The 23,999-nt window shown below is 68.0% G+C and carries 21 protein-coding genes and 3 tRNA genes; 12 read left to right on the plus strand and 12 right to left on the minus strand.

Going from position 1 to position 23,999, the window contains the following annotated elements:
• Positions 1 to 140: 140 nt before the first annotated feature.
• Both IAE56_RS06395 and IAE56_RS06400 read right to left on the minus strand, forming a co-directional pair.
• Positions 141 to 1,037 (minus strand): M48 family metallopeptidase, encoded by an 897-nt coding sequence (locus IAE56_RS06395; RefSeq protein WP_108769401.1) that lies wholly within the window; start codon positions 1,035 to 1,037, stop codon positions 141 to 143.
• 89 nt (positions 1,038 to 1,126) lie between these two features.
• The gene (locus IAE56_RS06400; protein WP_108769402.1) at positions 1,127 to 2,998 is read right to left on the minus strand and encodes a formylglycine-generating enzyme family protein; all 1,872 of its coding nucleotides are present in this window, start codon (positions 2,996 to 2,998) and stop codon (positions 1,127 to 1,129) included.
• 84 nt (positions 2,999 to 3,082) lie between these two features.
• Between IAE56_RS06400 and rnd the strand changes: the two genes are divergently transcribed.
• Positions 3,083 to 4,162 carry a ribonuclease D gene (rnd, locus tag IAE56_RS06405; RefSeq protein WP_200751911.1) on the plus strand — a complete coding sequence of 360 codons (1,080 nt, stop codon included), beginning with the start codon at positions 3,083 to 3,085 and terminating at the stop codon, positions 4,160 to 4,162.
• A gap of 199 nt (positions 4,163 to 4,361) precedes the next feature.
• Here rnd and IAE56_RS06410 read toward each other — a convergent pair whose 3' ends face one another.
• The 4 genes from IAE56_RS06410 to IAE56_RS06425 form a co-directional block, all read right to left on the minus strand.
• Complete coding sequence (locus tag IAE56_RS06410; protein ID WP_200751912.1) at positions 4,362 to 5,495, minus strand: hypothetical protein; 1,134 nt, start codon at positions 5,493 to 5,495, stop codon at positions 4,362 to 4,364.
• Positions 5,496 to 5,623: 128 nt separating this feature from the next.
• Complete coding sequence (locus IAE56_RS06415) at positions 5,624 to 7,951, minus strand: TonB-dependent receptor (RefSeq protein ID WP_108769404.1); 2,328 nt, start codon at positions 7,949 to 7,951, stop codon at positions 5,624 to 5,626.
• Positions 7,952 to 8,142: 191 nt separating this feature from the next.
• Positions 8,143 to 10,701 carry a Cache 3/Cache 2 fusion domain-containing protein gene (locus IAE56_RS06420; protein ID WP_200751913.1) on the minus strand — a complete coding sequence of 853 codons (2,559 nt, stop codon included), beginning with the start codon at positions 10,699 to 10,701 and terminating at the stop codon, positions 8,143 to 8,145.
• Between the two features lie 120 nt (positions 10,702 to 10,821).
• Positions 10,822 to 11,127, minus strand: a complete 306-nt coding sequence (locus tag IAE56_RS06425) for a Rho-binding antiterminator (protein ID WP_200751914.1) — start codon at positions 11,125 to 11,127, stop codon at positions 10,822 to 10,824.
• Positions 11,128 to 11,222: 95 nt separating this feature from the next.
• Here IAE56_RS06425 and IAE56_RS06430 point away from each other — a divergent pair.
• Both IAE56_RS06430 and IAE56_RS06435 read left to right on the plus strand, forming a co-directional pair.
• A tRNA-Ala gene (locus IAE56_RS06430) sits at positions 11,223 to 11,298 on the plus strand.
• Between the two features lie 129 nt (positions 11,299 to 11,427).
• Entirely contained in the window at positions 11,428 to 11,865 is a 438-nt protein-coding gene (locus IAE56_RS06435) for a hypothetical protein (RefSeq protein ID WP_200751915.1), read from the plus strand.
• Between the two features lie 30 nt (positions 11,866 to 11,895).
• Here the strand turns inward: IAE56_RS06435 and IAE56_RS06440 are convergent, their stop codons facing one another.
• A complete protein-coding gene (locus IAE56_RS06440; RefSeq protein WP_200751916.1) occupies positions 11,896 to 12,072 on the minus strand; it encodes a hypothetical protein in 177 nt (58 codons plus the stop codon).
• 108 nt (positions 12,073 to 12,180) lie between these two features.
• Complete coding sequence (locus IAE56_RS06445) at positions 12,181 to 12,942, minus strand: hypothetical protein (RefSeq protein WP_200751917.1); 762 nt, start codon at positions 12,940 to 12,942, stop codon at positions 12,181 to 12,183.
• A 127-nt stretch (positions 12,943 to 13,069) separates the two neighbouring features.
• On the opposite strand from IAE56_RS06445, the gene IAE56_RS06450 reads away from it, so the two are divergent.
• On the plus strand, positions 13,070 to 13,534 hold the full coding sequence (locus IAE56_RS06450) for a hypothetical protein (RefSeq protein ID WP_200751918.1): 465 nt from the start codon (positions 13,070 to 13,072) through the stop codon (positions 13,532 to 13,534).
• Positions 13,531 to 13,998 (plus strand): hypothetical protein, encoded by a 468-nt coding sequence (locus IAE56_RS06455; protein ID WP_108769410.1) that lies wholly within the window; start codon positions 13,531 to 13,533, stop codon positions 13,996 to 13,998. Before IAE56_RS06450 ends, IAE56_RS06455 begins: the two co-directional genes overlap by 4 nt.
• Positions 13,999 to 14,034: 36 nt before the next feature.
• On the opposite strand, the gene IAE56_RS06460 is transcribed toward IAE56_RS06455, so the two are convergent.
• Complete coding sequence (locus IAE56_RS06460; RefSeq protein WP_200751919.1) at positions 14,035 to 15,063, minus strand: NADP-dependent oxidoreductase; 1,029 nt, start codon at positions 15,061 to 15,063, stop codon at positions 14,035 to 14,037.
• A gap of 374 nt (positions 15,064 to 15,437) precedes the next feature.
• Between IAE56_RS06460 and IAE56_RS06465 the strand changes: the two genes are divergently transcribed.
• The 7 genes from IAE56_RS06465 to dxs all read left to right on the plus strand — a co-directional run bounded on the left by IAE56_RS06465 (position 15,438) and on the right by dxs (position 21,783).
• Positions 15,438 to 15,513, plus strand: a tRNA-Phe gene (locus tag IAE56_RS06465).
• Positions 15,514 to 15,585: 72 nt separating this feature from the next.
• Positions 15,586 to 15,661 (plus strand) — tRNA-Phe (locus IAE56_RS06470).
• 107 nt (positions 15,662 to 15,768) lie between these two features.
• A complete protein-coding gene (locus IAE56_RS06475; protein WP_200751920.1) occupies positions 15,769 to 16,347 on the plus strand; it encodes a lipocalin family protein in 579 nt (192 codons plus the stop codon).
• A 180-nt stretch (positions 16,348 to 16,527) separates the two neighbouring features.
• A complete protein-coding gene (locus IAE56_RS06480) occupies positions 16,528 to 17,004 on the plus strand; it encodes an LEA type 2 family protein (protein WP_108769413.1) in 477 nt (158 codons plus the stop codon).
• Positions 17,005 to 17,065: 61 nt separating this feature from the next.
• Positions 17,066 to 18,856 carry an acyl-CoA dehydrogenase C-terminal domain-containing protein gene (locus IAE56_RS06485; RefSeq protein WP_200751921.1) on the plus strand — a complete coding sequence of 597 codons (1,791 nt, stop codon included), beginning with the start codon at positions 17,066 to 17,068 and terminating at the stop codon, positions 18,854 to 18,856.
• Between the two features lie 248 nt (positions 18,857 to 19,104).
• Positions 19,105 to 19,770 carry an HNH endonuclease gene (locus IAE56_RS06490; protein WP_200751922.1) on the plus strand — a complete coding sequence of 222 codons (666 nt, stop codon included), beginning with the start codon at positions 19,105 to 19,107 and terminating at the stop codon, positions 19,768 to 19,770.
• A gap of 105 nt (positions 19,771 to 19,875) precedes the next feature.
• A complete protein-coding gene (dxs, locus tag IAE56_RS06495) occupies positions 19,876 to 21,783 on the plus strand; it encodes a 1-deoxy-D-xylulose-5-phosphate synthase (protein ID WP_200751923.1) in 1,908 nt (635 codons plus the stop codon).
• Positions 21,784 to 22,128: 345 nt separating this feature from the next.
• On the opposite strand, the gene IAE56_RS06500 is transcribed toward dxs, so the two are convergent.
• The 3 genes from IAE56_RS06500 to IAE56_RS06510 all read right to left on the minus strand — a co-directional run bounded on the left by IAE56_RS06500 (position 22,129) and on the right by IAE56_RS06510 (position 23,816).
• A complete protein-coding gene (locus IAE56_RS06500) occupies positions 22,129 to 22,332 on the minus strand; it encodes a hypothetical protein (protein WP_079222567.1) in 204 nt (67 codons plus the stop codon).
• Between the two features lie 146 nt (positions 22,333 to 22,478).
• A complete protein-coding gene (locus IAE56_RS06505) occupies positions 22,479 to 23,018 on the minus strand; it encodes a DUF3011 domain-containing protein (protein ID WP_325167171.1) in 540 nt (179 codons plus the stop codon).
• A 138-nt stretch (positions 23,019 to 23,156) separates the two neighbouring features.
• Entirely contained in the window at positions 23,157 to 23,816 is a 660-nt protein-coding gene (locus IAE56_RS06510; RefSeq protein ID WP_200751925.1) for a response regulator transcription factor, read from the minus strand.
• Between the last annotated feature and the right edge of the window lie 183 nt (positions 23,817 to 23,999).

Here is a 23,999-nt window from a genome sequence, read left to right on the forward strand (position 1 = left end):
CGCGACCAAGCCCCCATGGATGGGTTTACGGCGTCCCCCTCAACCGGACCCGCCCCGCCAACCCACGGATAGCCGGCTTTTGACGTTGCCCTGGCTTCAAGCGGGTGCAGGGCTGCAAGCCCTGCAAAACAAACACCACCCTACTTCGCCTGCTCGCAGAACTTCTGCCGGTACTCCAGCGCCTTCGGCATCAGCGCCTGCAGGTTCTGGATCCGCGTCCCCGGGTTGGGATGCGTCGAGGAAAACTCCGGCGGCGACTGCCCGCCACTCGCCTGCCCCATCCGCTCCCACAACGGCACCGCCTCGCGCGGGTCGAAACAGGCCGCTGCCGCCAGCATCAGCCCCACCTCATCGGCCTGGGTCTCATGGCTGCGCGCATACGGCAGCAGATAGCCATAGCCCATCGCCGACATCATCATCTGTTGCTGCTGCGCATCCATGCCGCTCGCCGCGCCTGCCACCTGGCCGATCTGCGTCAGCTTCTGCTGCGCCATCCGCTGCGCACCATGGCGCAGCAGCGCATGGGCAATTTCATGGCCCATCACCACCGCCATCGCATCGGTCGTGCGCGCCACCGGCACCAGGCCGGTGTACACCGCCATCTTGCCGCCCGGCAGGCAGAACGCGTTGGCCTGGTCGGACTGGATGACGTTGACCTCCCAGTCGAAATCACGCGAGAAATGCCCCGGCTGCACGCCGTGTTCCTGCGCCAGCGCGGTCTCCACCACGTCCACCTTGGCGATCAAGCGCTGCGCGATGGCGCGGATGTCACGCGAGATCTGCGCGTTCGGATCCAGCGGCCGCTCCTGCGACAGGATCTCCTGGTAGGCCTGCAGGCCCAGCGCCTTTTCCTGGCTGGCATCCAGCGTGCTGTCGATCAGCACCTTCTCGCCGGTATAGGGATCGACCGTGCGGTTGGAAAACCAGTAGAACGCCGCGTAGCCGGCCGCCAGCAGCAGCACCCACCAGCGGATGTTGCCGAACAGGCCGCGCCGGGGGCCCTGTTGCGGCGAGCGGGAAAAGGGATCGTTGCGCATCGACAGGTCTTCCAGCAGACCCCGCCGGCCGGCGGGCACGGCGCAATCTTAGTGCGCCGCCGCCCATGGCGGGTGAAGCCCGGCCCGCCTCAGATGCCGCGCACCAGGCGGAAGCCGATGCGCGCGCTGGTGGTGTCCGAATCCTGCGACTGGCGCCAGGCCGCGCGGGTCTGTTCCGGGGCATTGGCCCAGTTGCCACCGCGGATCACCCGCGAACGGCAGCCCGGGTTGAACCAGGCCGCACCATCGGACGGCGCGCGCCGGTAGCTGGCGTGCCAGCAGTCGGCCACCCACTCGCTGAGGTTGCCGGACAGGTCATGCAGGCCGAAGGCATTGGCCTGGAAGGTCGCCACCGGTGCCGGCCCCCACCAGCCATCGCCATAGCCGACGAAGGCGTTCTGCCAGTGCCGGCCCGACGGCGAGACGTCGCGGCTGCCGGTGTAGTTGCCGTTGCCTTCCGGCGGCAGGCCGGCATCGCCCCAGGGGTAGCGGCCGCTGTTGCCACCGCGCATCGCGTATTCGAACTCGGCTTCGCTGGGCAGGCGGTAGGAACGCCCGGTCTGCTCGGACAGCCACGTCGCATAGTTCTCGGCGTCGCGCACGCTCACATGCATCACCGGCGAATTGCCCATCGCCCGGCCGCCGTCGTAATCCGAGCGCCAGTCCACGCCGCTGCGGCGGATGAAGTTGCCGCTGCGCTCGTCGTAGACCACCGAATGGCCACGCCGCGTCGCGCGCGGACGGGCGTTGGTCGCCTTCACGTAGCGCTCGAAGTCACTCACGGTGACCTCGGTGATGGCCATCGCAAAGCCGCGTTCGAAGCGGACGTAGTGCGAGGGTCGCTCGGCGTCGCTGGCGCCGGGCTCGGTATCGCCGGCGCCCATCTGGAAGCCGCCATGCGGCACCACGATCATCTGCGGGCCGCGGCCGCCGTCACGCAACGCATCGCTGAACACCTGGCCCGGGCGGAAACTGCCGTAATGGGTGGCCAGGTCGATGCGCTCGCGCAGCTGTGCCACCACCGGGTCACCTGGCAGGGCGATGCGCAGGGCTTCGGCCAGCTTCTCGCGCGCCGGCTTCAGGCCCTGCGGGGTGGTCAGGTCGCGCAGGCCACCGTCGCGCAGCTGCACCAGGGCGGCGGCACGGATCTGTTCGATGCGCTCGAAGGCATCGGCAATCGTCGGCGAGGAATCGCGCACTTTGCTGGCCTCGGCCAGCCAGGCACCCGCACTGGCGAAGTCGCGCGCACGCGCGGCGTCCTCGGCACGGCGGATCAGCCCGCTCTCGGCCGCGGCCAGGCCCTGCCGCGCACGCTGGTTGTCCTCGTCCAGGGCCAGGGCTTCACGGAAGTTGGGAATCGCACCGTCGCCGTCTTCACCGATGCGGTCGGCACGCAGGTCCTCCTCACCAGCACGGTTGTAGGCCACCACGCGCTGCGCGGTCTCCACCCGGCCCTGCAGCGCGCGCACTTTCCCGTCCTTCGGGGCGAGGGTCAGCAGCACCAGCGCCTGGCGGCTGGCCTCGGCCAATGCTTCGCGCTGCTTCAGCGGCCGCGCCAGCAGCGCATCGGCCTGCTGCAGCAGGCGCTGCCGTGCACGCTGCAGGCCGGCGCGGGCCTGGCGATCGTCCGGATCGACCTCCTGCACGGCCAGCCACAAGGGAATGGCCGCCTCGGCATCCTCATAGAGGTGGTCGCGGGCGAAGGCCTGTTCGGCCGCGCGCCGCAGCTGTGCCTGGCTGCGCTGCTGCCGGTCCACCCGCGGCGGCGTCCACTGCTGGATGTCCTCGGCCGCATCATCATCGGCGATGGTCACCGTGCCCTGCCCCGGTGCCTGTGCCGGCTGCTCCCGGGCCGGGCGCTCGTCAGCGGCCCCGTCGGCGGGCACCGGAGGCGGCGGCGTGCAGCCAGCCAGGGCCACAGCCAGGGCGGTGCACAGCGCGGACGACAGCGGAAAACGCAAGCGGGAGCTCCTTCAACACGGACGCGGACCGACGTTAGGCTATTCTCCCCTGCCTGAGCAAACCCGAGTAGTAGGCCCTGACCCGTGGCAACCTGGATCACCACCCCCGCCGAGCTGGACACGTACCGCCAGCAGCGCCCGAGCCGCATCGGCCTGGACACCGAATTCATCCGTGAACGCACCTTCTGGCCGCAGCTTGCGCTGGTGCAGATGGCCGTCGGCGATGACATCCTGCTGATCGACCCGCTGATTCCCGGCATGCCCGAGGCGCTGGCGCCGTGGCTGGCCGATGAATCGATCACCAAGGTGATGCACAGCGCCAGCGAAGACCTGGTGGCCTTCAAGTGGACCTGCGGGGTGATGCCGCGGCCGCTGTTCGACACCCAGATCGGCGCGGCGCTGGCCGGCATCGGTGCCGGCATGGGCTACCAGAAGCTGGTGCAGGAAATCACCGGTGTCGCCCTGGCCAAGGGTGAAACCCGCTCGGACTGGATGCGCCGGCCGCTGTCCGAATCCCAGCTGCAGTACGCCGCCGACGATGTCGAGCACCTGTTCGCCCTGCATGATGCGATCGACGGCAAGCTGCAGGCGCTGGGCCGCCAGCAGTGGCTGCACGACGATGCCGAGCGTCTGCTGGCCAGTGTCGCCAACGATGAAGAGCGCTGGCCGCACCTGGGCATGCGTGCGGCGCAGTTCCTCGATGCACCGGCCCAGCACCGCCTGCTGCGCCTGCTGCGCTGGCGTGACGTGCAGGCCCGCAGCAGCGATCGCCCGCGCAGCTGGATCCTGGACAACGAACTGGCCGCCACCCTGGCGCGCACGCCGCCGGCCGATGCGGCCGCGCTGGGCAAGCTGTTCGAGCAGTTCCCGAAGGCACCGCGCAAGTTGGCCGGCGCGGTCTGGCAGGCGCTGTCCACGCCGCTGGACGACGAAGCCGATGCGCCGCTGGCCATGCAGGCCACCGACACCAACAAGCAGCTGGTGAAGAAACTGCAGGATGCGGTGGCCGAGCGCAGCCGCGAGCTGGGCCTGGCCGACGGCGTGCTGGCCTCGCGCAAGCATCTGGAAAGCTACCTGGAGCGCCGCCAGTGGCCGGCCGCCCTGGCCGGCTGGCGCCAGCAGGAACTGGAAGCCCGCCTGCAGGCCTTGCTGCCGGCACGTTGATGGCACGGCGCCGGCTCGTGCCGGCGCCATCCGCAGCGCAGCCCGGCTGGGTAGAGTCGACCGCTGGTCGACCATATACATCGCCCGGTAGAGTCGACCGTTGGTCGACTATCGCGCGCAGCGCGGGTATTCGCCTGCATCGTTCAAAGCAGTCGACTGACAGTCGACTCTACCTCGGCTCCGCCGCCTGCACCGTCGCTCAGACGTAACCGCGTTCCTTCAACCGGGCCCAGCGCTCCGGCCCGATCGCCCGGCGCATCCCGGGCAGCGGATCGATGCTGCCCGTGTTGTCGGCCACGGCCACCACGAAATCATCGGTGGTGTTGAGCAGTGCGCGGCGGTCGGGCGCGTCCAGCCAGGCCGCGACGCTCTTCAGCACCCGCTTGGCCGACACGTCGCTGCGGCGCAGCTCCATGTACTGCGAATGGCGCTTGCAGGCCTCGACCAGCGCCTCGTCATCGAACCACCATTCGCCCGCATCGCCCTGCCCGCCGCGCATCTCATCCGGCGCCCACAGGTAGTACGCCACATCCTCGCCACGCGACAGCACCGCTTCGCGGTATGACTGTCGGCCCCACACCAGGAACGGTGGCCAGGCCGCGGTGAAGTCGCTTTCGGTGAAGCACAGCAGCAGGCAGTACAGCGGTTCATCACGTGGGATGCGGGGCAGCTGCGCGGTGATCGCCTCGACCAATCGCCGCTCGACCTCGGCGGTGACCGTCGCCAGCGTCTCGCCCGGGCGTGGCCGCTGGTACTGCAGGCGGCGCTGGCCGGTGGCGCGGCCATTCCTGTCCAGGTACTCCAGCACGATGCGGTCGAGCTGGCCGGCATCGTCATAGCTGTAGACATCCTGGCACCACCACGTGCGCCCCGCCGTGCTCCAGTTGCACATCACTTCACGCAGCAGGCGGTCGCCTTCCCAGTGGTAGGTGCGGTCGATGCCGCGCCCCTCGTCCACCAGGTCCAGCGCCTGCAGTCGACCCTCTTCCTCGCGGAATTCCCAGGCGGCGCTGATCCGGCCACCGTCATGGAAGCTGAGGTACTGGCGACGACCCGGTGCATGCAGCCACACGGCGATGCAGCCGGACGGGCTTCGCTCGAACACGATGCGCCCCGCCTCATCCAGGCCGTGCTGCACGTGCTTGCGCGCATCCACCTTCGCTTCGGCCACCCAGCGCGGCGGCGGCGTGCCGCTGGATTCGCGCGGGAACGGTGTGATGTACCCCATCGATGCGGTCGCCCAGCGCCAGCTGACCACCTGGGTTTCGCAGCGCGCCTGCAGCGCGAGGGCGGCAGCGGGTTCGGCATGGGCCTGGTACAGCGCCTTGAGCATGGTCGAGATCCATTCAACACGGCGCGCGACCATAGCATGTGCGACCGCGCCGTCATGGCACGCAGGTCGCGGAAACGACAACGCCCCGCGGGTGCGGGGCGTTGCCGGGTGCTGCATGGAACCGGTGCTTACCAGTTCATGTTCAGCGAGACACCCACGGTGCGCGGTTCGTTGTAGACCGCGGCCATGTAGTTCTCGATCACGCCCTTGAGGTTCTTCTCGTTGGTGATGTTGCGCGCGAACAGCGCCACTTCGTAGGCACCGTAGTTGCCGGAGTAGCCCAGCTTCAGGCCGCCTTCGAAATCACCCTTGGAGTTGAACTCCTTGCTGTCGTACAGGACGAAGCTGGTGTAACCCTGCTTGTTCCAGTCGGTGGACACGAACATGGTGCCGGCATCGCTGACCGGGAAGTCATAACGCGCAGCGAAGTTCACGTTGTACTTCGGCGCGTTCGGCAGCGGGTTGCCGTCGATCTGGGCGAAGGTGTTCGCACCGACCTTGATGGTCGGGTCGTTCACGGTGCACACCACGGCGCCGTTCAGCGCGCAGACCTGCGCATACACGCGCTTGTCCTGGATCTCGCTGTGCAGCAGGCTCAGGCCGGCGCTCAGGGTCAGGTTCGGGATCGGGCGCAGTTCCATGTCGGCTTCAAAGCCGTAGGCCTTGGCCTTGTCGGCGTTGAACAGCACGCCGTTGCCGTCCGAATCGTTGCCGTTGAGCTGGATGTCGTTGACGGTGTAGGTGAACGCGGTGGCGTTCAGGCGCAGGCGGTTGTCCCACAGGCTGCTCTTCACGCCCGCTTCCCACGACAGGATCGTTTCCGAATCGGCGGTGGTGAAGTCGGCGTTGAACACGGCCGAACGGCCCTGGATGGTCGGGCCACGGAAGCCACGTGCCACCTTCGCGTAGACGCTCACGTTCGGGGTGAACTGGTACATCGCGCTCAGGTCCCAGCTCGGGGTGGTGTCGGACATCTTCACGTCCGTACGGCCCTTGTAGGTGACCACGCCAGCAGCGGTGTCAGCGGTCTTCAGCAGGCGGGTGTGCTTCTCGTCCTTGGTCTGGCGCAGGCCGGCGGTGATGCTGAACTTGTCGGTGAAGGCGTAGCTGATCTGGCCGAAACCGGCCCACGAGGTGTTCTTGTTGCGCAGGCGCACCCAGTTGTTCGGGTTGCGGGCCGCGCCCTGCAGGAACCACGCGCGCTGGTAGAAGTCGGTGGTGTCGCTGCCGTTGAAGTAGAACGCGCCGGCCTGCCACTGCAGGGCGTTGTCGTCATGGCTGGCCAGGCGGAATTCCTGGGTCCACTGGTCCAGGTCGCGGATCTGGCCCATCGACTGGCCGTAGCCGTTCGGCACGCCGTTGACCGGGAAGTTCACCGCGGCGCCGCCGTCGGTGTCGCCACGGCTGTAGCCGGAAGTGGTTTCGTAGGCGGTGATCGAGGTGAAGTCGACCGCGCCGAAGTCATAGCGCGCCTTCACCGAGCCGCCGTAGGTCTTGTAGGCCTGCGGGTTGTTGTCGGCTTCGTCGTAGGCGACCTTGTCGCGCGGCACGTCGGTCTGGTTCGAGCCCTTGGTCAGCGCGTTGCGCAGGAACAGGGTCGAGGTACCTTCGTAGTCGCGGGCGTGGGCCGAGGCCAGGATCGAGAACTGGTCGCTCGGGGTCAGCAGCAGCTGCGCGCGCACGTTGCGGTCGTCGAAGCCGCCCATGGCGTTCTTCTTCGGGCTGACCGTGCCATCGGCGCTGGGGCCGGTGTAGGTGTTGTCGACGTAGTCGTCGCGGTGCTGGTACAGGGCCGACACGCGGAACGCGGCGACATCGTTGATCGGGCCGCCGAAGCCGCCGTCGATCGACACGCTGTTGTAGCTGGCATAGCTGGCGCTGACGCGGCCGCTGTAGTCTTCGCTCGGCTTGATGGTGTCGAACTTGACGATGCCGGCGGTGGTGTTGCGGCCGAACAGCGAGCCCTGCGGGCCGCGCAGCACTTCCACCTGGTCCACGTCATAGACCGGGTTGGACTTCAGCACCACGTGTTCCAGCACCACGTCGTCCTGGATGATCGACACCGGCTGCGAGGCACCCAGGTAGAAGTCGATGTTGCCCAGGCCGCGGATGTAGAAGCGCGGGAAAATGCGGCCGGTGGTGGTTTCCGCATACAGGCTCGGCACGCGGCCGGACAGCGCCAGCAGGGTGTCGTCGCCGCCGGCTGTGAAGTCACGCATGCGCTCGCCCTGCACCACGCCCACCGACACCGGCACTTCCTGCAGGTTCTGTTCGCGGTGCTCGGCGGTCACGGTGATCGTGTCCAGCGCGGTCGCGCTCGGCGCGTGGTCCTGCGCGGCGGCGCCGAAACTGGCGGCCAGGGCCAGGCCCGCACAGGCCAGGGCCAGCGGATGGCGACGGAAGGAAACAACGGACGACATGCCCGACGAACGGCGGGAATCGGTATGGGAAGGCATCGAGAGCTCTGAGGAGGCATCCGTGCGGCCTGCGCGAGCCGGGCGGTAGAAAAGGGAGACGCTGCGCAAGCGTTCATTATCGCCCGAATTGTTACGATTTCGTTGCGCACCCCGTCGCAGTCAGGTTGCCGCCCGCTGCGGCAAAGTGGGAGGCGGCAGCCGATGCCACCGCCCCCCGGGCCCTGCTCCCCTTACGCGCCTGCGCCCACCGGCGTGCGATCCAGCACGAAGCGGCCGGCGGCATCCTGCAGCGCATGCGCCTGGCTGCTCATCGCCCGTGCCGAAGCCGACGCCTCCTCCACCAGTGCCGCGTTCTGCTGGGTCACGCCGTCCATCTGCACGATGCTCTGGTTGACCAGCTCGATGCCGGCGGCCTGTTCCTGGCAGGCATGGGCGATCTCGCCCACCAGACCACCGAGCTCGGTCACCGACGCCACCACGTCCTGGATGGTCCGCCCGGCATCACCGGCCAGCACGTTGCCTTCGGCCACCCGGGCCACCGAATCCTCGATCAGCCCCTTGATCTCCGCGGCAGCCAGCGTGGAACGCTGCGCCAGCGCGCGGACCTCGCTGGCCACCACCGCGAAGCCACGGCCTTCCTCGCCCGCCCGCGCCGCTTCGACCGCGGCATTCAACGCCAGGATGTTGGTCTGGAACGCGATGCCATCGATCACCGCGATGATCTCGGCGATGCGCCGCGAGGCGGCATCGATCAGGCCCATCGTGGCCTGCATCTCCGCCATCGCCGCGCCACCGCGCCCGGCAACCTGTGCGGCCTCGCTCGCCAGCCGGTCGGCGCGGCGCGCATGGTCGGCGTTCTGGCGCACGGCCGAGGTCATCTCCTCGATCGACGCCGCCGACTCTTCCAGGTTGGCCGCCTGCTGTTCGGTGCGACGGGACAGATCGTCGTTGCCGGCGGCGATCTCCGCGGCCGCCAGGCTCACCGCGCCGGCCGCCTGCTGGATGCGGCCGACGATGCCGGTCAGCGCCCCAACGGTAGCGTTGGCGTCCTCGCGCATGCGCGCGAACACACCTTGCGACTGCCCGTCGATGCGGTGCCGCAGGTCACCCTCGGCGAGGTTGCGCAGCAGACCCGAGAGCGCCATCAGGTTCTCATCGGCCGTGCCCATCACGCTGTTGAGGCCCTGCACCATCTGCCGGAAATCGTTGGCGAAGGCCTGCGCATCACCGCGCACGCTGAAATCGCCGGCGGCAGCGGCGGCCACCAGGCGCTTGATCTCGCCATTGATGCCCTGCAGCTTCGAACGCACGCCATTGAGCGCGCCGGTGATCGCCACCTGCTCACCGGGCAGCACGTCCATCGTCTGCTGCAGGTCGCCCTCGGCGTAGCGCTCGACCAGGGCGACCATGCACTGCTGGGTCTGCAGGTGCGCGGCCACCAGCGCATTGGTACCGGCCACCATGGTGCGGAATTCACCCTCGAAGGCCTGCTCGTCGATGCGATGGCTGACCACGCCGGCGGAATGGCGTTCGCCCATCACCGCCTGCGCCTGCAGTATTTCCCGCAGCTTGGAACGCATCTGCTGCAGCGACCCGAGCACGCGGCCGACTTCGTCATCGCGGCGCACCTCGATCTCGCGGTCCAGGCGACCGCTGGCGACATCGCGCGCGACCTGCGCGGCCGCAGCCAGCGGACGGCCCAGCAGCTGGCGCACCACCAGCACGATCAGGGTCACCACCGTCGCCAGTGCCAGCGCCGAGATCAGCGCGATGCGCAGCATCAGGCCGTTGAGTACCTCGTCCAGCACCGACTGCGGTTCAAGGCCCAGCACCAGCCACTGCCAGGCGCCGTAGCGCTGCGCCGAGACAAACCAGGCCTGCTCGGTGCCGCCAGCGGCCGGGCGCAGGTGCAGGCGCGCCTGCGTGCTGCTGCCGTCCAGCAGCGCCTGCAGCGCGGGCAGATCCTGCGCGGCCACCTGTTCCTGCAGTACGCCACCCTCACCTTCCGCGGCGGCCAGCACGCGGCCGCGCTCCTTGCCTGCGCGGGTGTCCACCACGATGAAGCGCCCTTCGCGGCCCAGCGTGGCCTCGCGCAGGCGCGTCTTCAGCGCGGCCAGGCCCTGCGAATAGTCCTGGCCGACGAAGGCGATGCCGGCCACGCTGCCATCGGCAGCGAGGATCGGCATGTAATGGGTCATGTAGTCGGTGCCGAACAGATGCGCCGGGCCGGTATAGCCCTGCCCCGCGCGCACCCGTGCATAGGCCGGATTGGCGTGATCGAGCACAGTGCCGAGCACGCGCTCGCCCTGCGCATTGCGCAGCGAGGTGGCGACGCGCACGAAGTCATCGCCATCGCGCACGAACACCGTGGCCACGCCACCGGTGGCGTCGGCGAAGCGATCGACTTCGGTCGACGTCGGCCCGATCGACTGGCTGCCCAGCCGCAGGGTCGGCGCGCTGCGGCCGACCACGTCGATGGGCGCAGCGCCATCGGCCTGTGCCTCGCCCTGCGGCAGCATCGCGCGGAAGGTGCCGGCGATGCGCTCGGTGCTCTCGCTCAGGCTGCGGTCGTACAGCTGCACCGAATCGCGCATCAGCACGGTGGCGGTGTCCAGGCCGGCGCTCACGCGCTGCTGGTAGCTGTCGGCGGTATCGCGGTAGATCAGGATCGCCAGCGCAGCGAAAGCGACGGTGGTGATCGCGGCCATCAGCAGCGCCAACCGCGAGGCGATGGTCAGCGAACGGTACGGGGGCGAGGCGGAAAAACGGGATGCAGCGGGGGTCATCATGGGAAAACAGATCCGTGGAAGGGAGCGCTCGAAAGCGTCCCCTGTTAACGGCACCGTTCCGGTCCTCTTTACGCCTCCCGCCTAGCCGGATCTGGCTATTGACGCTGCCAAGCCATTGATTCAGAAACCTTGTTCAGCTTCGCCACTGGCGTCGGTGGGCCCGGGGCCCAGCACCGTGCGCTCGCCGGGAATGCCATCGGCGCCTACGGTCGCTACCGCATGCAGCTGGTCCAGGCGGACGCGGCGCTCGCCGTCGGGCGCATCCAGCAGCAGGAATTCCTCCTTCTCCGCAGTGCTGACGGTGGTCCGCGCACGCGCTACGAAGCGGCTGCCATCGCGCAGTTCGACCTGCAGCAAGGCGTGGTGCAGGCAGGCGATTTCCAGCACATCGTGCAGGTCGCACTCGATCGGGCGGTAATCGGTCATGGGGCGTCCCTCGGCGGTGAAGGTGCCCAGCCTGCCACGGCTGCCGGGTCGCTGCTTGGCAAGCCCCGGAGGCAGCGCTACACTGGATGCGCCGTGGGGCCATAGCTCAGCTGGGAGAGCGCGTCGTTCGCAATGACGAGGTCAGGAGTTCGATCCTCCTTGGCTCCACCACTATTCAGAGAAGCCCGTAGATCCCAGCGATCTGCGGGCTTTTTCTTTGGGCCGCCGTCGCGGTGGCGGTCACCCATCCCCACGCCCTGCGCTAGGATCATCATCTCGACACCTACCGAGGATGCACGGATGCATGCAGTCACTGCCCTGCTGGCGCTGGTCGCGCTGGCCGTTCCCGCCGCCCCTGCACTCGCCGCCGATGCCGCGCCGGAAGACAGTGCACAGTGGGGCCTGCGCAAGGAAAGCCCGATCAAGGTATGCCAGCCTGCTGGCCAGCAGGCCTATCTCGAACAGCTGGTCTGCAGCGACCAGACACGCCCGCGTTTCGAGCGTGGCGGCAACGTCGGCAGCCTCAATCCACCGTCCAGCGACCGTGCCGTCAGCGCACGTCAGTTCGAGGCGATGATGACCTTCGCGCCGCTGGCCGAAGGCACGCCCGACTACCACGTCATCGACCGTTACGACGTGCACTGCGGCGAGACCGCCACCGCGGTCTACATGGACATGTACCACTGCCCAGCCGTACCTGTGCCGCGCGCGCCTGCCGGGTTCACGCTGCAGGACTGAACGCCCGGGCAGCCACAACCGTCGCCGCCCTCAACCCGGCTCCTGGCTCCCATCCTTGCGCCGCGGCCGGCGCGAATGCGCGTCATCCACCTGCTGGTCCTGCTGGCCGGGCCGCTGCTTTGCCACCTCGTCCTGACGGCGGTCCTGGCGGCTTTCCTCGGCACCTTCGCGGGCCTGCTGCTGGTTGGGGTTCTGCTTGTCGTTCATGGGGGCGCTCCGGCCGGCAACAGGCCGGCCCGGTCAACGCACGCTAGACGCGCGCCGGTGATGCGATGGTCAGGCCGCCGCGAGCGCCGCGTGCAGGGCGCCTGCGGCTCAGGCCTGCACGCACTCGCGCACCGCGAACGGATGTCCGCAGGCACTGCATTCGGAATGACCGAAGGCCAGTTCCAGCAGCTGCTCGGCGCGGGTATCGCCATCGCCGCGCACCTGCTGCAGCAGCCACTGCTCGGCCACGCCGACCGGTTCACCGGGCAGCAGCGCAGACGTCGCCGACGGGGCACCGAACACCGGATCCTCATGGCAGACATACGGGGCTTCAACATTCAGCGTGCAGTACAGATCGGCCGAACAGGCCACGCACTCCCCCACGATCTCGCCCTCGGCAAGCCGGTCCAGGTGCTGTGACCAGGCTTTTTCACCACTCAGCCCCAGCCAGGCCTGGCGCAGCCAGCCACGCTCACCATGCCCATCCTGCGACAGCGGCACCGCCTCCCGACCACTGCCCCGCAGGCGCTTCTGCACCTTGCTGCGCAACGCCTGGATGACATCACCGTGCGGCACCAGTCCCGGGTCGCCCACGTCCGAGCCGGCGACGATCGCACCGGCCAGCAGCAAGGCATCATCACTGTCGCTGCGCCCGGTCTGCCGTGCGATCGAGAGCAGCACCGGCAGTGCGGCGTGGCTGGCCGGGTAGACCGTGCCCTGGTGGCACAGATGCGACCAGATGTCGTTCCAGTCCTGCTGGTGCTGCGGGTCCATCAGCGCGGCCAGCAGTGCACCCGCTTCAGAGGCGTCGCCATAGGCACACTGCAGCGCGCCCCAATCGATGGCATGAACGTCGGCGGTCCTTGGCATGTCCTTCCCTGGTCGATGCGATAGGCGCCCAGCATGACCCATCGGCGGGCCGATTGGACAGCGCGCTTGTGGCTGCAACCCGCGCGCGGCCACAATCGGCACATCCACCGACGCACAAGGAAGCGCCATGAATCGCCCCGCCCTGCTGGCTTCACTGCTGGTCCCGTTGCTGCTGACGACCGGCTGCGCCCATCGCCTGGCCGCCGCGCCGCCGCCGGTGTCCGGCTACATCGGCAACTACGAAGCCGTGCGTGCCGCGCAGGACGATCCGGCGCGCGGCATTTCCGGCACCTTCGCCATGAGCGTGCAGGCCGTCGGCAGCGACGGTGGCCGCATCTACCTCAACAGCGAACGCGACTACCGGCACCCGCTGAACATCACCCTCAGCATGGATGCCGCGCTGCGCCCCGCACTGGAAGAAGCGCTGGGCCTGAAGCTGGACTACCTGCAGAACCGCCGCCTGCTGGTAGGCGGCACCGCGCGCCGGGTCCGCATCGACTTCATCAACGCCAGCGGCCAGCCCAGCGGCAAGTACTACTACCAGACGCAGATCAGCGTCAGTGATCCACGCCAGGTGCGTTTCGCCCCGTGAGTGCGCGCGGCAGCGCACTGCGGGCGCTTGATTTCGATGCCGCCGACGGCAGCATCGGCCTGGGTGAGCTGCCGCTGAGGATCGGGCCGACGCTCACGCTGGCACAGGCCCACGCGGGTTTTGCCGCGCTGCTGCAGGACAGCCGCGACCTCGGCAACGGCTACCAGTGGCTGCACCTGCGAAGCCTGCAGCTGCAGGGCGTGCCGGCGGCAGTCGCCCTGTGCTTCCACGGGCAGGCGCTGTCGATGCTGTCCATCGGCGTGCAGCTGCCCGGCGCGCCGATGGAAGACGGCTGGCCCACCCAGGCCGCCATCGATGCCGAAGTCACGTTCATGCGCCGTGCCCTGGCCAAAGCGCTGGGACACCCGCTCAACGCCGGCCGCGCCCGTTTCGAGTGGGGCGAGGCCTGGGCAGTGTTCGACCCGAAGGGCTTCATGGCCAGCAGTGGGTTGTCCTACCGCTAGCGCGGCGCCCTGCCCGGCCGAATCGCCGTGGCAGGTTCAATCAAGCTTCACCACCAGCTTGCCGAAGTTGCGCCCCTGCAGCAGGCCGAAGAAGGCTTCCGGGGCACGCTGCAATCCTTCCACCACGTCCTCGCGGTACTGGATGCGCCCTTCGCGCAGCCACTGCGCCATCTCGCGCTCGAATTCCGGCCACAGGTGCTTGAAGTCATGCACGATGAAGCCGCGCACGGTCAGCCGCTGGCGCAGGATCTGGCTGAACAGTGCTGGCAACCGGTCCGGACCCGGTTGCTCGACACCGCGTGCGTTGTAGGTGGCGATGGTGCCGCAGACCGGAACACGCGCGAAATCGTTGAGGAGAGGCAGCACCGCGTCCAATACATGGCCGCCGACGTTCTCGAAGTAGACGTCGATGCCATCCGGCACCGCGTCGCGCAGCTGCGCGGCGAAGTCTGGCGCGCGATGGTCCAACGCCACGTCCACGCCCAGCGTGTGCAGGTAGGCCTGCTTGGCTGCACCCCCGGCGATGGCCACCACACGCGCGCCCTGCAGGCGCGCCAGCTGGGCAACGGTGGCGCCGACCGGCCCGCTCGCCGCCGCCACCACCAGCGTCTCGCCCGGCTTCAAGCGGGCAATTTCATGCAGGCTGGAATACGCGGTGAAGCCAGGCATGCCGAACACGCCCAACGCCGTGCTCAGCGGCAACCCGGCCACGTCGAGGCGGCGTCCCACCGCGGCGGCCGGCAGCACCGCATGGGTCTGCCAGCCACCCGGTGCCAGCACATGGTCACCCACGGCAACATCGGCCACGGTGGACTGCAGCACCTCAGACACGGTCTGCCCTTCCATCACCGCGTCCAGCGCGACCGGCGCAGCATAGGACGGGCCATCGTCCATGCGTCCGCGCATGTACGGGTCCAGCGACAGGTAGCGGTTGCGCAGCAGCACCTCGCCTGGCTGCAGTGCCGGCAGCGGGGCCTGCTCCAGGCGGAAATTGGCGTCGGTCGGCGCTCCCTGCGGGCGTGAGGCCAGGACGATGCGCGTGGTGTTGGTCGGGGTATCGGACATGGCAAGGGTCTCTGCTGCGGGCAGCATCGAAAAGGGAACGCCGACGGTACGCCTCCGCCACGGCCCTGGGCGGCGGCGGAAACAGCGTTCCACCGGCCGCCGCACACGCAGCCCGACACAGCCCCTGCCACTGCGACTTTGCCGATATCGGCGCACCGCTGATTTCCGTCGCGGAGCACGCTCGCGGGGCATGCCCCCGCGCTACCTGCATCCCCCGCCAACCCGCCGCGCGCAATCCGCCGCGCACGCAGGATCAAGCACTTGCGCGCGCGCAGACGGCAATGTGAAGGTTTTTTGCCAAAACGCTTGCCGAATGCGGTCTACCTCCGTAACATGCGCGTCCTCGGCAGCGACCTCGCTGCAACGAAACAAGTGGCCGAGTAGCTCAGTTGGTAGAGCAGGGGATTGAAAATCCCCGTGTCGGCGGTTCGATTCCGTCCTCGGCCACCACTTTCGAAGGCCTGCAGAAATGCAGGTCTTTTTTTTCCGGCCACTGCGTCCGCGCGGTTGGCCTGCCAAACTGGCCGAGTAGCTCAGTTGGTAGAGCAGGGGATTGAAAATCCCCGTGTCGGCGGTTCGATTCCGTCCTCGGCCACCAGTTTGAAGACCTGCAGAAATGCAGGTCTTTTTTTTTGCCCATTCGCGACATTCACACCCCACCGCCGCCACTCGCCTACGCTCGAAGCTCTCGCCCGGAGCCTGCCCATGCCGATGCGCCTGCGCCCTGCCCTCCTGACCTGCCTGTTGACCTGCCTGCTGCTGGCCGCCGCGCCCGCGTTCGCTGCCGAACCCGTGCGCGCCGTCGAGGCCCTGGACATCGACCGCTATGCCGGCCAATGGCACGAAATCGCGCACCTGCCGGTGTCGTTCCAGAAGCAGTGCGTGGGCGAGATCACCGCCAACTACGGGCTGCGCCGCGATGGCCGCATCAGCGTCACCAATGCCTGCCGCAACCGCGAGGGCGAACGGGTGGTGGCCGATGGCGTGGCACGCCCGGTGGAAGGCCAGCCCGGCCAGCTGCAGGTGCGCTTCGCCCCGGACTGGCTGAGCTGGGTCCCGCTGGTCTGGGCCGACTACTGGGTCATCGCGCTGGACCCGGAGTACCAGTGGGCGGTCGTTGGTGAACCCGACCGCAGGTATCTGTGGATCCTCTCGCGCCTGCCGGAGATGGACCGCACGCTGTTCGAGCAGCTCAAGGCCAAGGCCGAAGCGATGGGCTACGACCTGGCGCCGCTGAAGATGATGGCCCCGCTGCGCGATCCCGCGCCCACGTCGACCGACTGAACCCGGACCCTCCCGCCACGCCCGGAGCATCCTGGTGGGCGCTTCGCGCGCGACTGCGGGCCGCGCCCCTACGGTTGATGTTCACGCGCTACCCTCTGCGACGGGTCGCCACGGGCGATCCATTCCACCATACGCCGTAGTATGCTTACCCCACGCACCCCCTATAAAGGACCTGCGCCCATGCTCCACCGTTTCCGTTTCGCCTTGATCGTCCTGTGCACCCTGGCCCTGGCTGCTTGCAGCGATGGCATCGTCAAGCGTGTTTCGGAACCGGCGGCCAGCCTGCAGCAGCTCACCGTGGGCGCCGACGGCAACTGGACCGTGGCCCTGCGCCTGCAGAACTACAGCTCGATGCCCATGACCTTCGACGATGTCTCGCTGACCCTGACCGTCGGCGACACCGAAGCGGGCACCCTGCAGGCCAAGCCGGCCATCTCCATCGGCGGCACCTCGGCCGACGTCATCAACCTCAACCTGGTGCCCAGCTCCGGCGCGCGCCTGGTCGTGGCCGACGCCCTGGCTGGCAACCGCACCCTGGCCTATGGCCTGAAGGGCACGGTGGCCGCCACCCCGCAGGAAAAGAAGCAGCGCAGCTTCGACATCAGCGGCCGCAGCACCCTCAACCAGGCGCCGGGCCTGCCGGGCGTGCTGCGCTGAGATTCCCCATTCGCCGCGGCATTGCCTGCCGCGCCCTTTTGTCCTGATCGAGACGTCACCGATGAGCAGCTACACCGCCCCGCTTTCCGACCTCCGTTTCGCCCTGCACGACGTGCTCAAGGTCGAACCGCTGTTCGCCCGCCTGGGTTTCACCGACGCCACCGCCGACGTGGTCGATGCCGTGCTGGAAGAAGCCGGCCGTTTCAGCGCCAGCGTGCTGGCACCGCTCAACAGCGTGGGCGACGAGATCGGCTGCGTGCTCGACCAGGCCACCGGTGAAGTGACCACCCCGCCCGGCTTCAAGCAGGCCTACGACCAGTTCGTCGATGGCGGCTGGACCGGCCTGACCGCCGCACCGGAGCTGGGTGGCCAGGGCCTGCCGCACACCCTGGGTGTGCCGCTGAACGAAATGATCAACGCCGCCAACCTGGCGTGGGGCAATTTCCCGCTGCTCTCCCACGGCGCCATCGAAGCGCTGAAGCAGCACGGCGAGGCCTGGCAGCACGACGCCTTCCTCAAGCCGCTGATCGAAGGCCGCTGGACCGGCACCATGTGCCTGACCGAACCGCATTGCGGCACCGATCTGGGCCTGCTGAAGACCAAGGCCGAACCGAATGCCGATGGCAGCTACTCGATCACTGGCACCAAGATCTTCATCACCGCCGGCGAGCACGACCTGACCGGGAACATAATTCACCTGGTGCTGGCCAAGCTGCCCGACGCCCCTCCGGGTGCAAAGGGCATCTCGCTGTTCGTCACCCCCAAGTTCAAGGTCGACCGCGACGGCAACGTCGGCGAGCGCAATGCACTGCGCTGCGGCTCGATCGAGCACAAGATGGGCATCAAGGGTTCGGTCACCTGCGTGATGAACTTCGACGGTGCGCAGGGCTACCTGGTCGGCCAGCCGCACAAGGGCCTGCAGGCGATGTTCACCATGATGAACACCGCACGCCTGGGCGTCGGCCTGCAGGGCATCGGCCTGTCCGAGCGCGCCTACCAGAACGCGCTGAAGTACAGCCGTGAGCGCCTGCAGTCGCGCGCGCTCAGCGGCGCCAAGTTCCCGGAGAAGGCGGCCGACCCGATCCTGGTGCACCCGGACGTGCGCCGCATGCTGCTGACCATCAAGTCGCTGGTCGAAGGCAGCCGCCTGCTGGCCCTGCATGCGGCCACGCTCATCGATGTGGCGCACAGCGCCGACGATGCCGCCGAGCGTGAGCGCGCCGACACCCTGGTCAGCTTCCTCACCCCGATCTCCAAGGCCTGCCAGACCGAATGGGGCATCGAGAACACCTACAACGCCCTGCAGTGCTTCGGTGGCCACGGCTACATCCGCGAGCACGGCATGGAGCAGCTGGCCCGCGACGCGCGCATCACCACGCTGTATGAAGGCACCACCGGCATCCAGGCGCTGGACCTGATCGGCCGCAAGACCGCCGCCAGCCAGGGCGCCGGGCTGAAGCTGATGCTGGCCGAGATCGAAGCGTTCGCGAAGGAACACGAAGGCAACGAGGCGCTGGCCGAGTTCATCGGCCCGCTGCAGGCCAAGGCCGCCGAGTGGGGCAAGCTGACCATGGACGTGCTCAAGCGCGCCGCCGGCAACCCGGACGAACTGGGCGCGGCCAGCTACGACTACCTGTTCTATTCGGGTTACGTGGTGCTGGCCTACTGGTGGGCCCGCAGCGTGGCCGCCGCCGACGCCAGCGCGCACGGCGCCGCCTTCGCCCAGGGCAAGCGCGAAACCGCCCGCTTCTACTTCGCCCGCGTCCTGCCGCGCACCCTCGCCCACGCCGCCGCCATGCAGGCCGGCGCCGCCCCGCTGATGGCCATGGACGACGAGCGCTTCGGCGCTTGAGCCCATGGGGTCGGAGCCCTCGACCCTCTGCCTGGAGGAGAGCCCCCCTTTGTTAAGGGGGGCGCGCCAACGGCGCGGGGTATAGGAGGAATGCGCGGGCACCCCAGCACGCCAGCGGCGGGATGGGGTGCGGCGCGCCAACGGCGCGGGGGATAGGAGGAATGCGCGGACCCGAATCATTGCGACCTGGATATCTCCCTCCAGGCGATATCCAAATCGCAATGATTCGGGTATAAGCTGTTTTCCCGATGGAGACAGACACTACACGCTTGGGTCTGATCGAAGCCGGAGCCTCGATTTCTGCTCCGGGCGCCGCGTCATCGCCCAATACCAGCCCGCTGCATCGCCCCGGCACCGTCCGCCTGCTCTCGCTTGACGCCCACGGACGCGTCCTGGATTGGATCACCTGGCAGGACGCCGCCTGTCTCTACGCCCGCAATGCGGTGTCCTGGACACTGGGCGACCCGTGCCTGCACATCCACGGCGGCACCAACCGGCTCAGCGGCCTGCAGAGCGGCATGGACCTGCATCCGATCATCGCCGCCCGCGGCCACGCCCGCTCGCGCGCCCCGGACCCCACGCCGAACCTGACCAACCCGGCCCTGTTCGCCCGCGACGCCCACCTGTGCCTGTACTGCGGCCAGCAGTTCAACCGCCCCACCCTCACCCGCGACCACGTCATGCCGCTGTCCAAGGGCGGCCTGGATTGCTGGGAAAACGTGGTCACCGCCTGCTTCCAGTGCAACTCGCGCAAGAGCAACCGCACCCCGCAGCAAGCCAACATGCCCCTGCTGGCCATCCCCTACCGGCCCAGCTGGATCGAGCACCTGATCCTGTCCAACCGCAACATCCTGGCCGACCAGATGGCCTTCCTGAAGGCGCAGCTGCCCAAGCGATCCAAGCTCAGCACCTGAACACCGGCACCGGCAACCCTCACCGTCCTGTCACGGGCGGCGGCGTTTGCTTGCCCCACCCCCGATTGAGGGCGAAAATGGGCGTTCAGAATAAGTGCGAACACGATGATCGACTCTGCCCGCTATCCCCGCCTCGCGCGCATCCAGACGCCCGATGACCTGCGTACGTTCGACGAATCCGAAATGCGCGCGGTCGCCGATGAACTGCGCGCCTACCTGATCGAATCGGTGGGCAAGAGCGGTGGCCATTTCGCTGCCGGCCTGGGCGTGATCGAACTCACCGTGGCCCTGCACTACCTGTACCAGACCCCGCACGACCAGCTGGTCTGGGACGTCGGCCACCAGACGTACCCGCACAAGATCCTCACCGGCCGCCGCGACGAGATCCACACCGTCAAGCAGAAGGACGGCGTGGCGCCGTTCCCCAAGCGCGAGGAAAGCGAGTACGACACCTTCGGCGTCGGCCATTCCTCCACCTCGATCTCGGCGGCGCTGGGCATGGCCATCGCGCGCCAGTCGCAGGGCGATGACCGCAAGGTCGTGGCCGTCATCGGCGACGGCGCGATGACCGCCGGCATGGCCTTCGAGGCGCTGATGCATGCCGGCGGCATGGATCCGGAACCGAACCTGCTGGTGATCCTCAACGACAACAACATGTCGATCTCCGAGGCCGTCGGCGGGCTGACCAAGATGCTCGGCCGCGCCACCGGCAGCCGCACGCTCAACGCGCTGCGCGAAGGCGGCAAGAAGATCCTTGGCGACAAGAAGAACAATCCCGCGCGCTTCGTCAAGCGCTGGGAAGAACACTGGAAGGGCATGTTCGTGCCGTCCACCATGTTCGAGGAAATGGGCTTTCACTACACCGGCCCCATCGACGGCCACGACATGCCCGCCCTGCTGTCCACGCTGAAGACGCTGCGCGCCTCCAAGGGCCCGAAGCTGCTGCACGTGATGACCACCAAGGGCAAGGGTTACGAGCCGGCCGAGGGTGACCAGATCGGTTACCACGCGGTCGGTCCGTTCGATCCGGACAAGGGCCTGGTCGCCAAGACCGGCGCCAAGAAGCCGACCTATACCGACGTCTTCAGCGACTGGCTGTGCGATGCCGCCGCCGCCGAGCCGCGCCTGTACGGCATCACCCCGGCGATGCGCGAAGGCTCCGGCCTGGTGCGCTTCAGCAGGGAGTACCCGCAGCGCTACTTCGACGTGGCCATCGCCGAGCAGCATGCGGTGACCCTGGCCGCGGGCATGGCCACCCAGGGTGGCAAGCCGGTGGTGGCGATCTACTCCACCTTCCTGCAGCGCGCGTACGACCAGCTCGTGCATGACGTGGCCATCCAGGACCTGGACGTGCTGTTTGCGATCGACCGCGCCGGCGTGGTCGGCCCGGACGGTGCGACCCATGCCGGCAACCTGGACCTGAGCTTCCTGCGCTGCGTGCCGAACATGGTGGTGATGGCGCCGTCCAATGAAGCCGAATGCCGGCAGATGCTGAGCACCGGCCTGCAGCACCCGGGCCCGGCCGCCGTGCGCTACCCGCGCGGCACCGGCACCGGCGTGGATGCCGGCAGCGACCTGTCGACCCTGCCGATCGGCAAGGGCGAACTGCGCGTGCAGGGCAGCCGCGTCGCCCTGCTGGCCTTCGGCAGCAGCGTGGCCGCCGCCGAACAGGTGGGCCGCGAGCTGGGCCTGAGCGTGGTCAACATGCGTTTCATCAAGCCGCTGGACCGCGAGCTGGTGCTGGCCATGGCCAACAGCCACGACGGCCTGGTGACGATCGAGGACAACGTGGTGGCCGGCGGCGCCGGTTCGGCCGTGGCCGAGCTGCTGAATTCCGAAGAGGTGCTGCGCCCGATCCTGCACCTGGGCCTGCCCGACAGCTTCCAGCACCACGCCAGCCGCGAGGACCTGCTGGCCGAAGCCGGGATCGATGCCGCCGGCATCCGCGCCGCAGTGCTCAAGCGCTGGCCGAAGCTGGCCAGCGGTACGCCGCCGCTGAGCGCGGCAAGCTGAGTAGACCCACGCCATGCGTGGATGACGCCCCCGGTAGATCCACGCCATGCGTGGATAAGGGGTCAGAGCCCTTTCCTGCGGAAAGGGATCCGACCCCAACCTCGACGCCCCGGTAGATCCACGCCATGCGTGGATAAGGGGTCAGAGCCCTCTCCTGCGGAAAGGGATCCGCCCCCAACCTCGACGCCCCGGTAGATCCACGCCGTGCGTGGATCAGGGGTCAGAGCCCTTTCCTGCGGAAAGGGATCCGACCCCAACCTCGACGCCCCGGTAGATCCACGCCGTGCGTGGATGAGGGGTCAGAGCCGCTTCCTGCGGAAAGGGATCCGACCCCGACGTAGGCGCTCAGCCGTAGCTGATCGCCTCGACAAACGCGCCACTGGCTTCCACGCGCACGGCGGCACGCTGGCCGGTGTCGGTGAAATGCAGGCGCGCGAGGGTTTCGGCGAAATCGAAGGCGCGGACACCGTCGCGGAACTCGATCGGTTCCGGCTTGTCCGGGTGCAGCACGCGCCACTGGCGCTGCTCACATTGCAGACGGATCAACATGCGTTGCTCACTCCTTGAACAGCGTCTCGATGACGGTGGGCACACCGGGAGGCGCACTGCCCCCGGGTGCCGACGATACGAGGAATGAACTGTGATCGCCATCAGATTATTCTGAATCTGAACGAAAAAGCGCCGCCGTCGTCCAATCAGTTGATCTGGAACTGGGCCCGGCATCCATCGCTGACCCACACACCGCGGCGGTCCCAGCCCCAGGTGCGGCCTTCCACGCAGGGGCTGCGCGAATCCTGCTTGACCAGGCGTACGTCGCGGCGGATGCGCGCGTCGCAGTACTTCTGCCGACGATCGTTGGAATGGCAGGCGATCACCTGGCCACCGTTGCCGCCCCAGCCGCCGCCATGGCCCCAGCCACCGCCGCGGGATTCACCCACGAACTCGGCGCGGCAGCCCTGGGTCACCCACACACCGCCGCGCGACTGGCCCCAGGTGCGGCCCTCCACGCACGCCGAACCGGACAACTGCCGGATCAGCCGCGGACGCCCGTCCAGGCGGCATTCGTTGCTGCGGTTCTTGACCGACTCGCAGCGCACGATGCCACTGCCACGGTTGTCGTAGCGGTCGTCATGCCCGTAGTTCTGCGCCTGCGCGGCACCGGTGGCCGCCAACATCGGCAGCACCAGGCACGCCACGGTACCCCACCCCAGTCCCCAGCCTGATCCCTTGCCCATTGCCATTTCTCCCGATGAATACGATGGCGCAAGCATCCGGGATTCCGCGCGCGGCGCACAGAGGGGGAAAGCGGCGCGGTTCCCAATCCGTTCAAGCAACCCAACCGGGCCTGACCGGAGCTGCGCCGGGACCCGGGATCAATCGCCGATGGCAACGCCGCCATGCGGCGTACCCAGCTTCTCCTCGAACGCATAGGCAAACAGCTCGGCGTCATTGCTGATGCCGAGCTTGCGCATGGCCGAAAGACGCTGACGGCTGATGGTGCTGACGGTCCGCCGCAACTGCGCGGCGATCTCGGTGATCGATGGCCCGGACACATACAGGCGCAGGACCTCCAGTTCCTTCGGCGACAGCACCGACAGCGACCGCTCGCGTCCGGCCTCCTGCAGGCAGGGCGCCAGCACGGGGTCCAGGTAGAGGCGCCCCGCCAGCACCACGTCCACTGCTTCGCGCACGTTGTCCACGCCACTGCCCTTGTGGACCAGGCCACGCACGCCCGAACGCAGGGCCATGTGCAGCGAGGTCGCGTTGGTGATCATGGTGACGAGAATCACCGGCACATCAGGGTGATTGCGACTCAGCGCCTGCAACATCGCATGGCCATCGGAGCGGCTGCCACCCGGCATGGAGAAATCGGTCACCACCAGGTCCACTGGCTCGCAGGCCAGGCAGGAGAGCAGCTGTTCGGCGCTGTGCGCCTCCGCCACGACGCGGTGCCGGCCGCCTGCCTCGACCACCACGCGGGTACCCAGCAGCACGATCGGATGATCGTCTGCAATGGCAATTCGAGTGAGCATGATGATTATCCCTGGGTTGCCACGCTGCAGTGCGCAGCGAGGACGCTAATAATCCAAACATGCGCCGTCAACTTAACATCGCGCCCTTTCAATAATCCTCAGAACGCAGCCATTCGCCGGACTTTCAACTAGTTGCATAAACCACAGGAAATCGAAAATAAAGCGCAACTTTCCCAATAGTTT

The organism is Stenotrophomonas sp. S41, assembly GCF_016624625.1.
Taxonomy (GTDB): Bacteria; Pseudomonadota; Gammaproteobacteria; order Xanthomonadales; family Xanthomonadaceae; genus Stenotrophomonas.

What these genes read in the sequence shown, in the direction of transcription:
- IAE56_RS06395 (WP_108769401.1), bottom strand. Translation starts at nt 1,037, where the DNA reads ATGCGCAACGATCCCTTTTCCCGCTCGCCGCAACAGGGCCCCCGGCGC.
- IAE56_RS06410 (WP_200751912.1), bottom strand. Translation starts at nt 5,495, where the DNA reads ATGCTCAAGGCGCTGTACCAGGCCCATGCCGAACCCGCTGCCGCCCTC.
- IAE56_RS06415 (WP_108769404.1), bottom strand. Translation starts at nt 7,951, where the DNA reads ATGCCTTCCCATACCGATTCCCGCCGTTCGTCGGGCATGTCGTCCGTT.
- IAE56_RS06420 (WP_200751913.1), bottom strand. Translation starts at nt 10,701, where the DNA reads ATGATGACCCCCGCTGCATCCCGTTTTTCCGCCTCGCCCCCGTACCGT.
- IAE56_RS06425 (WP_200751914.1), bottom strand. Translation starts at nt 11,127, where the DNA reads ATGACCGATTACCGCCCGATCGAGTGCGACCTGCACGATGTGCTGGAA.
- IAE56_RS06435 (WP_200751915.1), top strand. Translation starts at nt 11,428, where the DNA reads ATGCATGCAGTCACTGCCCTGCTGGCGCTGGTCGCGCTGGCCGTTCCC.
- IAE56_RS06440 (WP_200751916.1), bottom strand. Translation starts at nt 12,072, where the DNA reads ATGAACGACAAGCAGAACCCCAACCAGCAGCAGGCCCGCGAAGGTGCC.
- IAE56_RS06445 (WP_200751917.1), bottom strand. Translation starts at nt 12,942, where the DNA reads ATGCCAAGGACCGCCGACGTTCATGCCATCGATTGGGGCGCGCTGCAG.
- IAE56_RS06450 (WP_200751918.1), top strand. Translation starts at nt 13,070, where the DNA reads ATGAATCGCCCCGCCCTGCTGGCTTCACTGCTGGTCCCGTTGCTGCTG.
- IAE56_RS06460 (WP_200751919.1), bottom strand. Translation starts at nt 15,063, where the DNA reads ATGTCCGATACCCCGACCAACACCACGCGCATCGTCCTGGCCTCACGC.
- IAE56_RS06475 (WP_200751920.1), top strand. Translation starts at nt 15,769, where the DNA reads ATGCCGATGCGCCTGCGCCCTGCCCTCCTGACCTGCCTGTTGACCTGC.
- IAE56_RS06480 (WP_108769413.1), top strand. Translation starts at nt 16,528, where the DNA reads ATGCTCCACCGTTTCCGTTTCGCCTTGATCGTCCTGTGCACCCTGGCC.
- IAE56_RS06485 (WP_200751921.1), top strand. Translation starts at nt 17,066, where the DNA reads ATGAGCAGCTACACCGCCCCGCTTTCCGACCTCCGTTTCGCCCTGCAC.
- IAE56_RS06490 (WP_200751922.1), top strand. Translation starts at nt 19,105, where the DNA reads ATGGAGACAGACACTACACGCTTGGGTCTGATCGAAGCCGGAGCCTCG.
- dxs (WP_200751923.1), top strand. Translation starts at nt 19,876, where the DNA reads ATGATCGACTCTGCCCGCTATCCCCGCCTCGCGCGCATCCAGACGCCC.
- IAE56_RS06500 (WP_079222567.1), bottom strand. Translation starts at nt 22,332, where the DNA reads ATGTTGATCCGTCTGCAATGTGAGCAGCGCCAGTGGCGCGTGCTGCAC.
- IAE56_RS06505 (WP_325167171.1), bottom strand. Translation starts at nt 23,018, where the DNA reads ATGGGCAAGGGATCAGGCTGGGGACTGGGGTGGGGTACCGTGGCGTGC.
- IAE56_RS06510 (WP_200751925.1), bottom strand. Translation starts at nt 23,816, where the DNA reads ATGCTCACTCGAATTGCCATTGCAGACGATCATCCGATCGTGCTGCTG.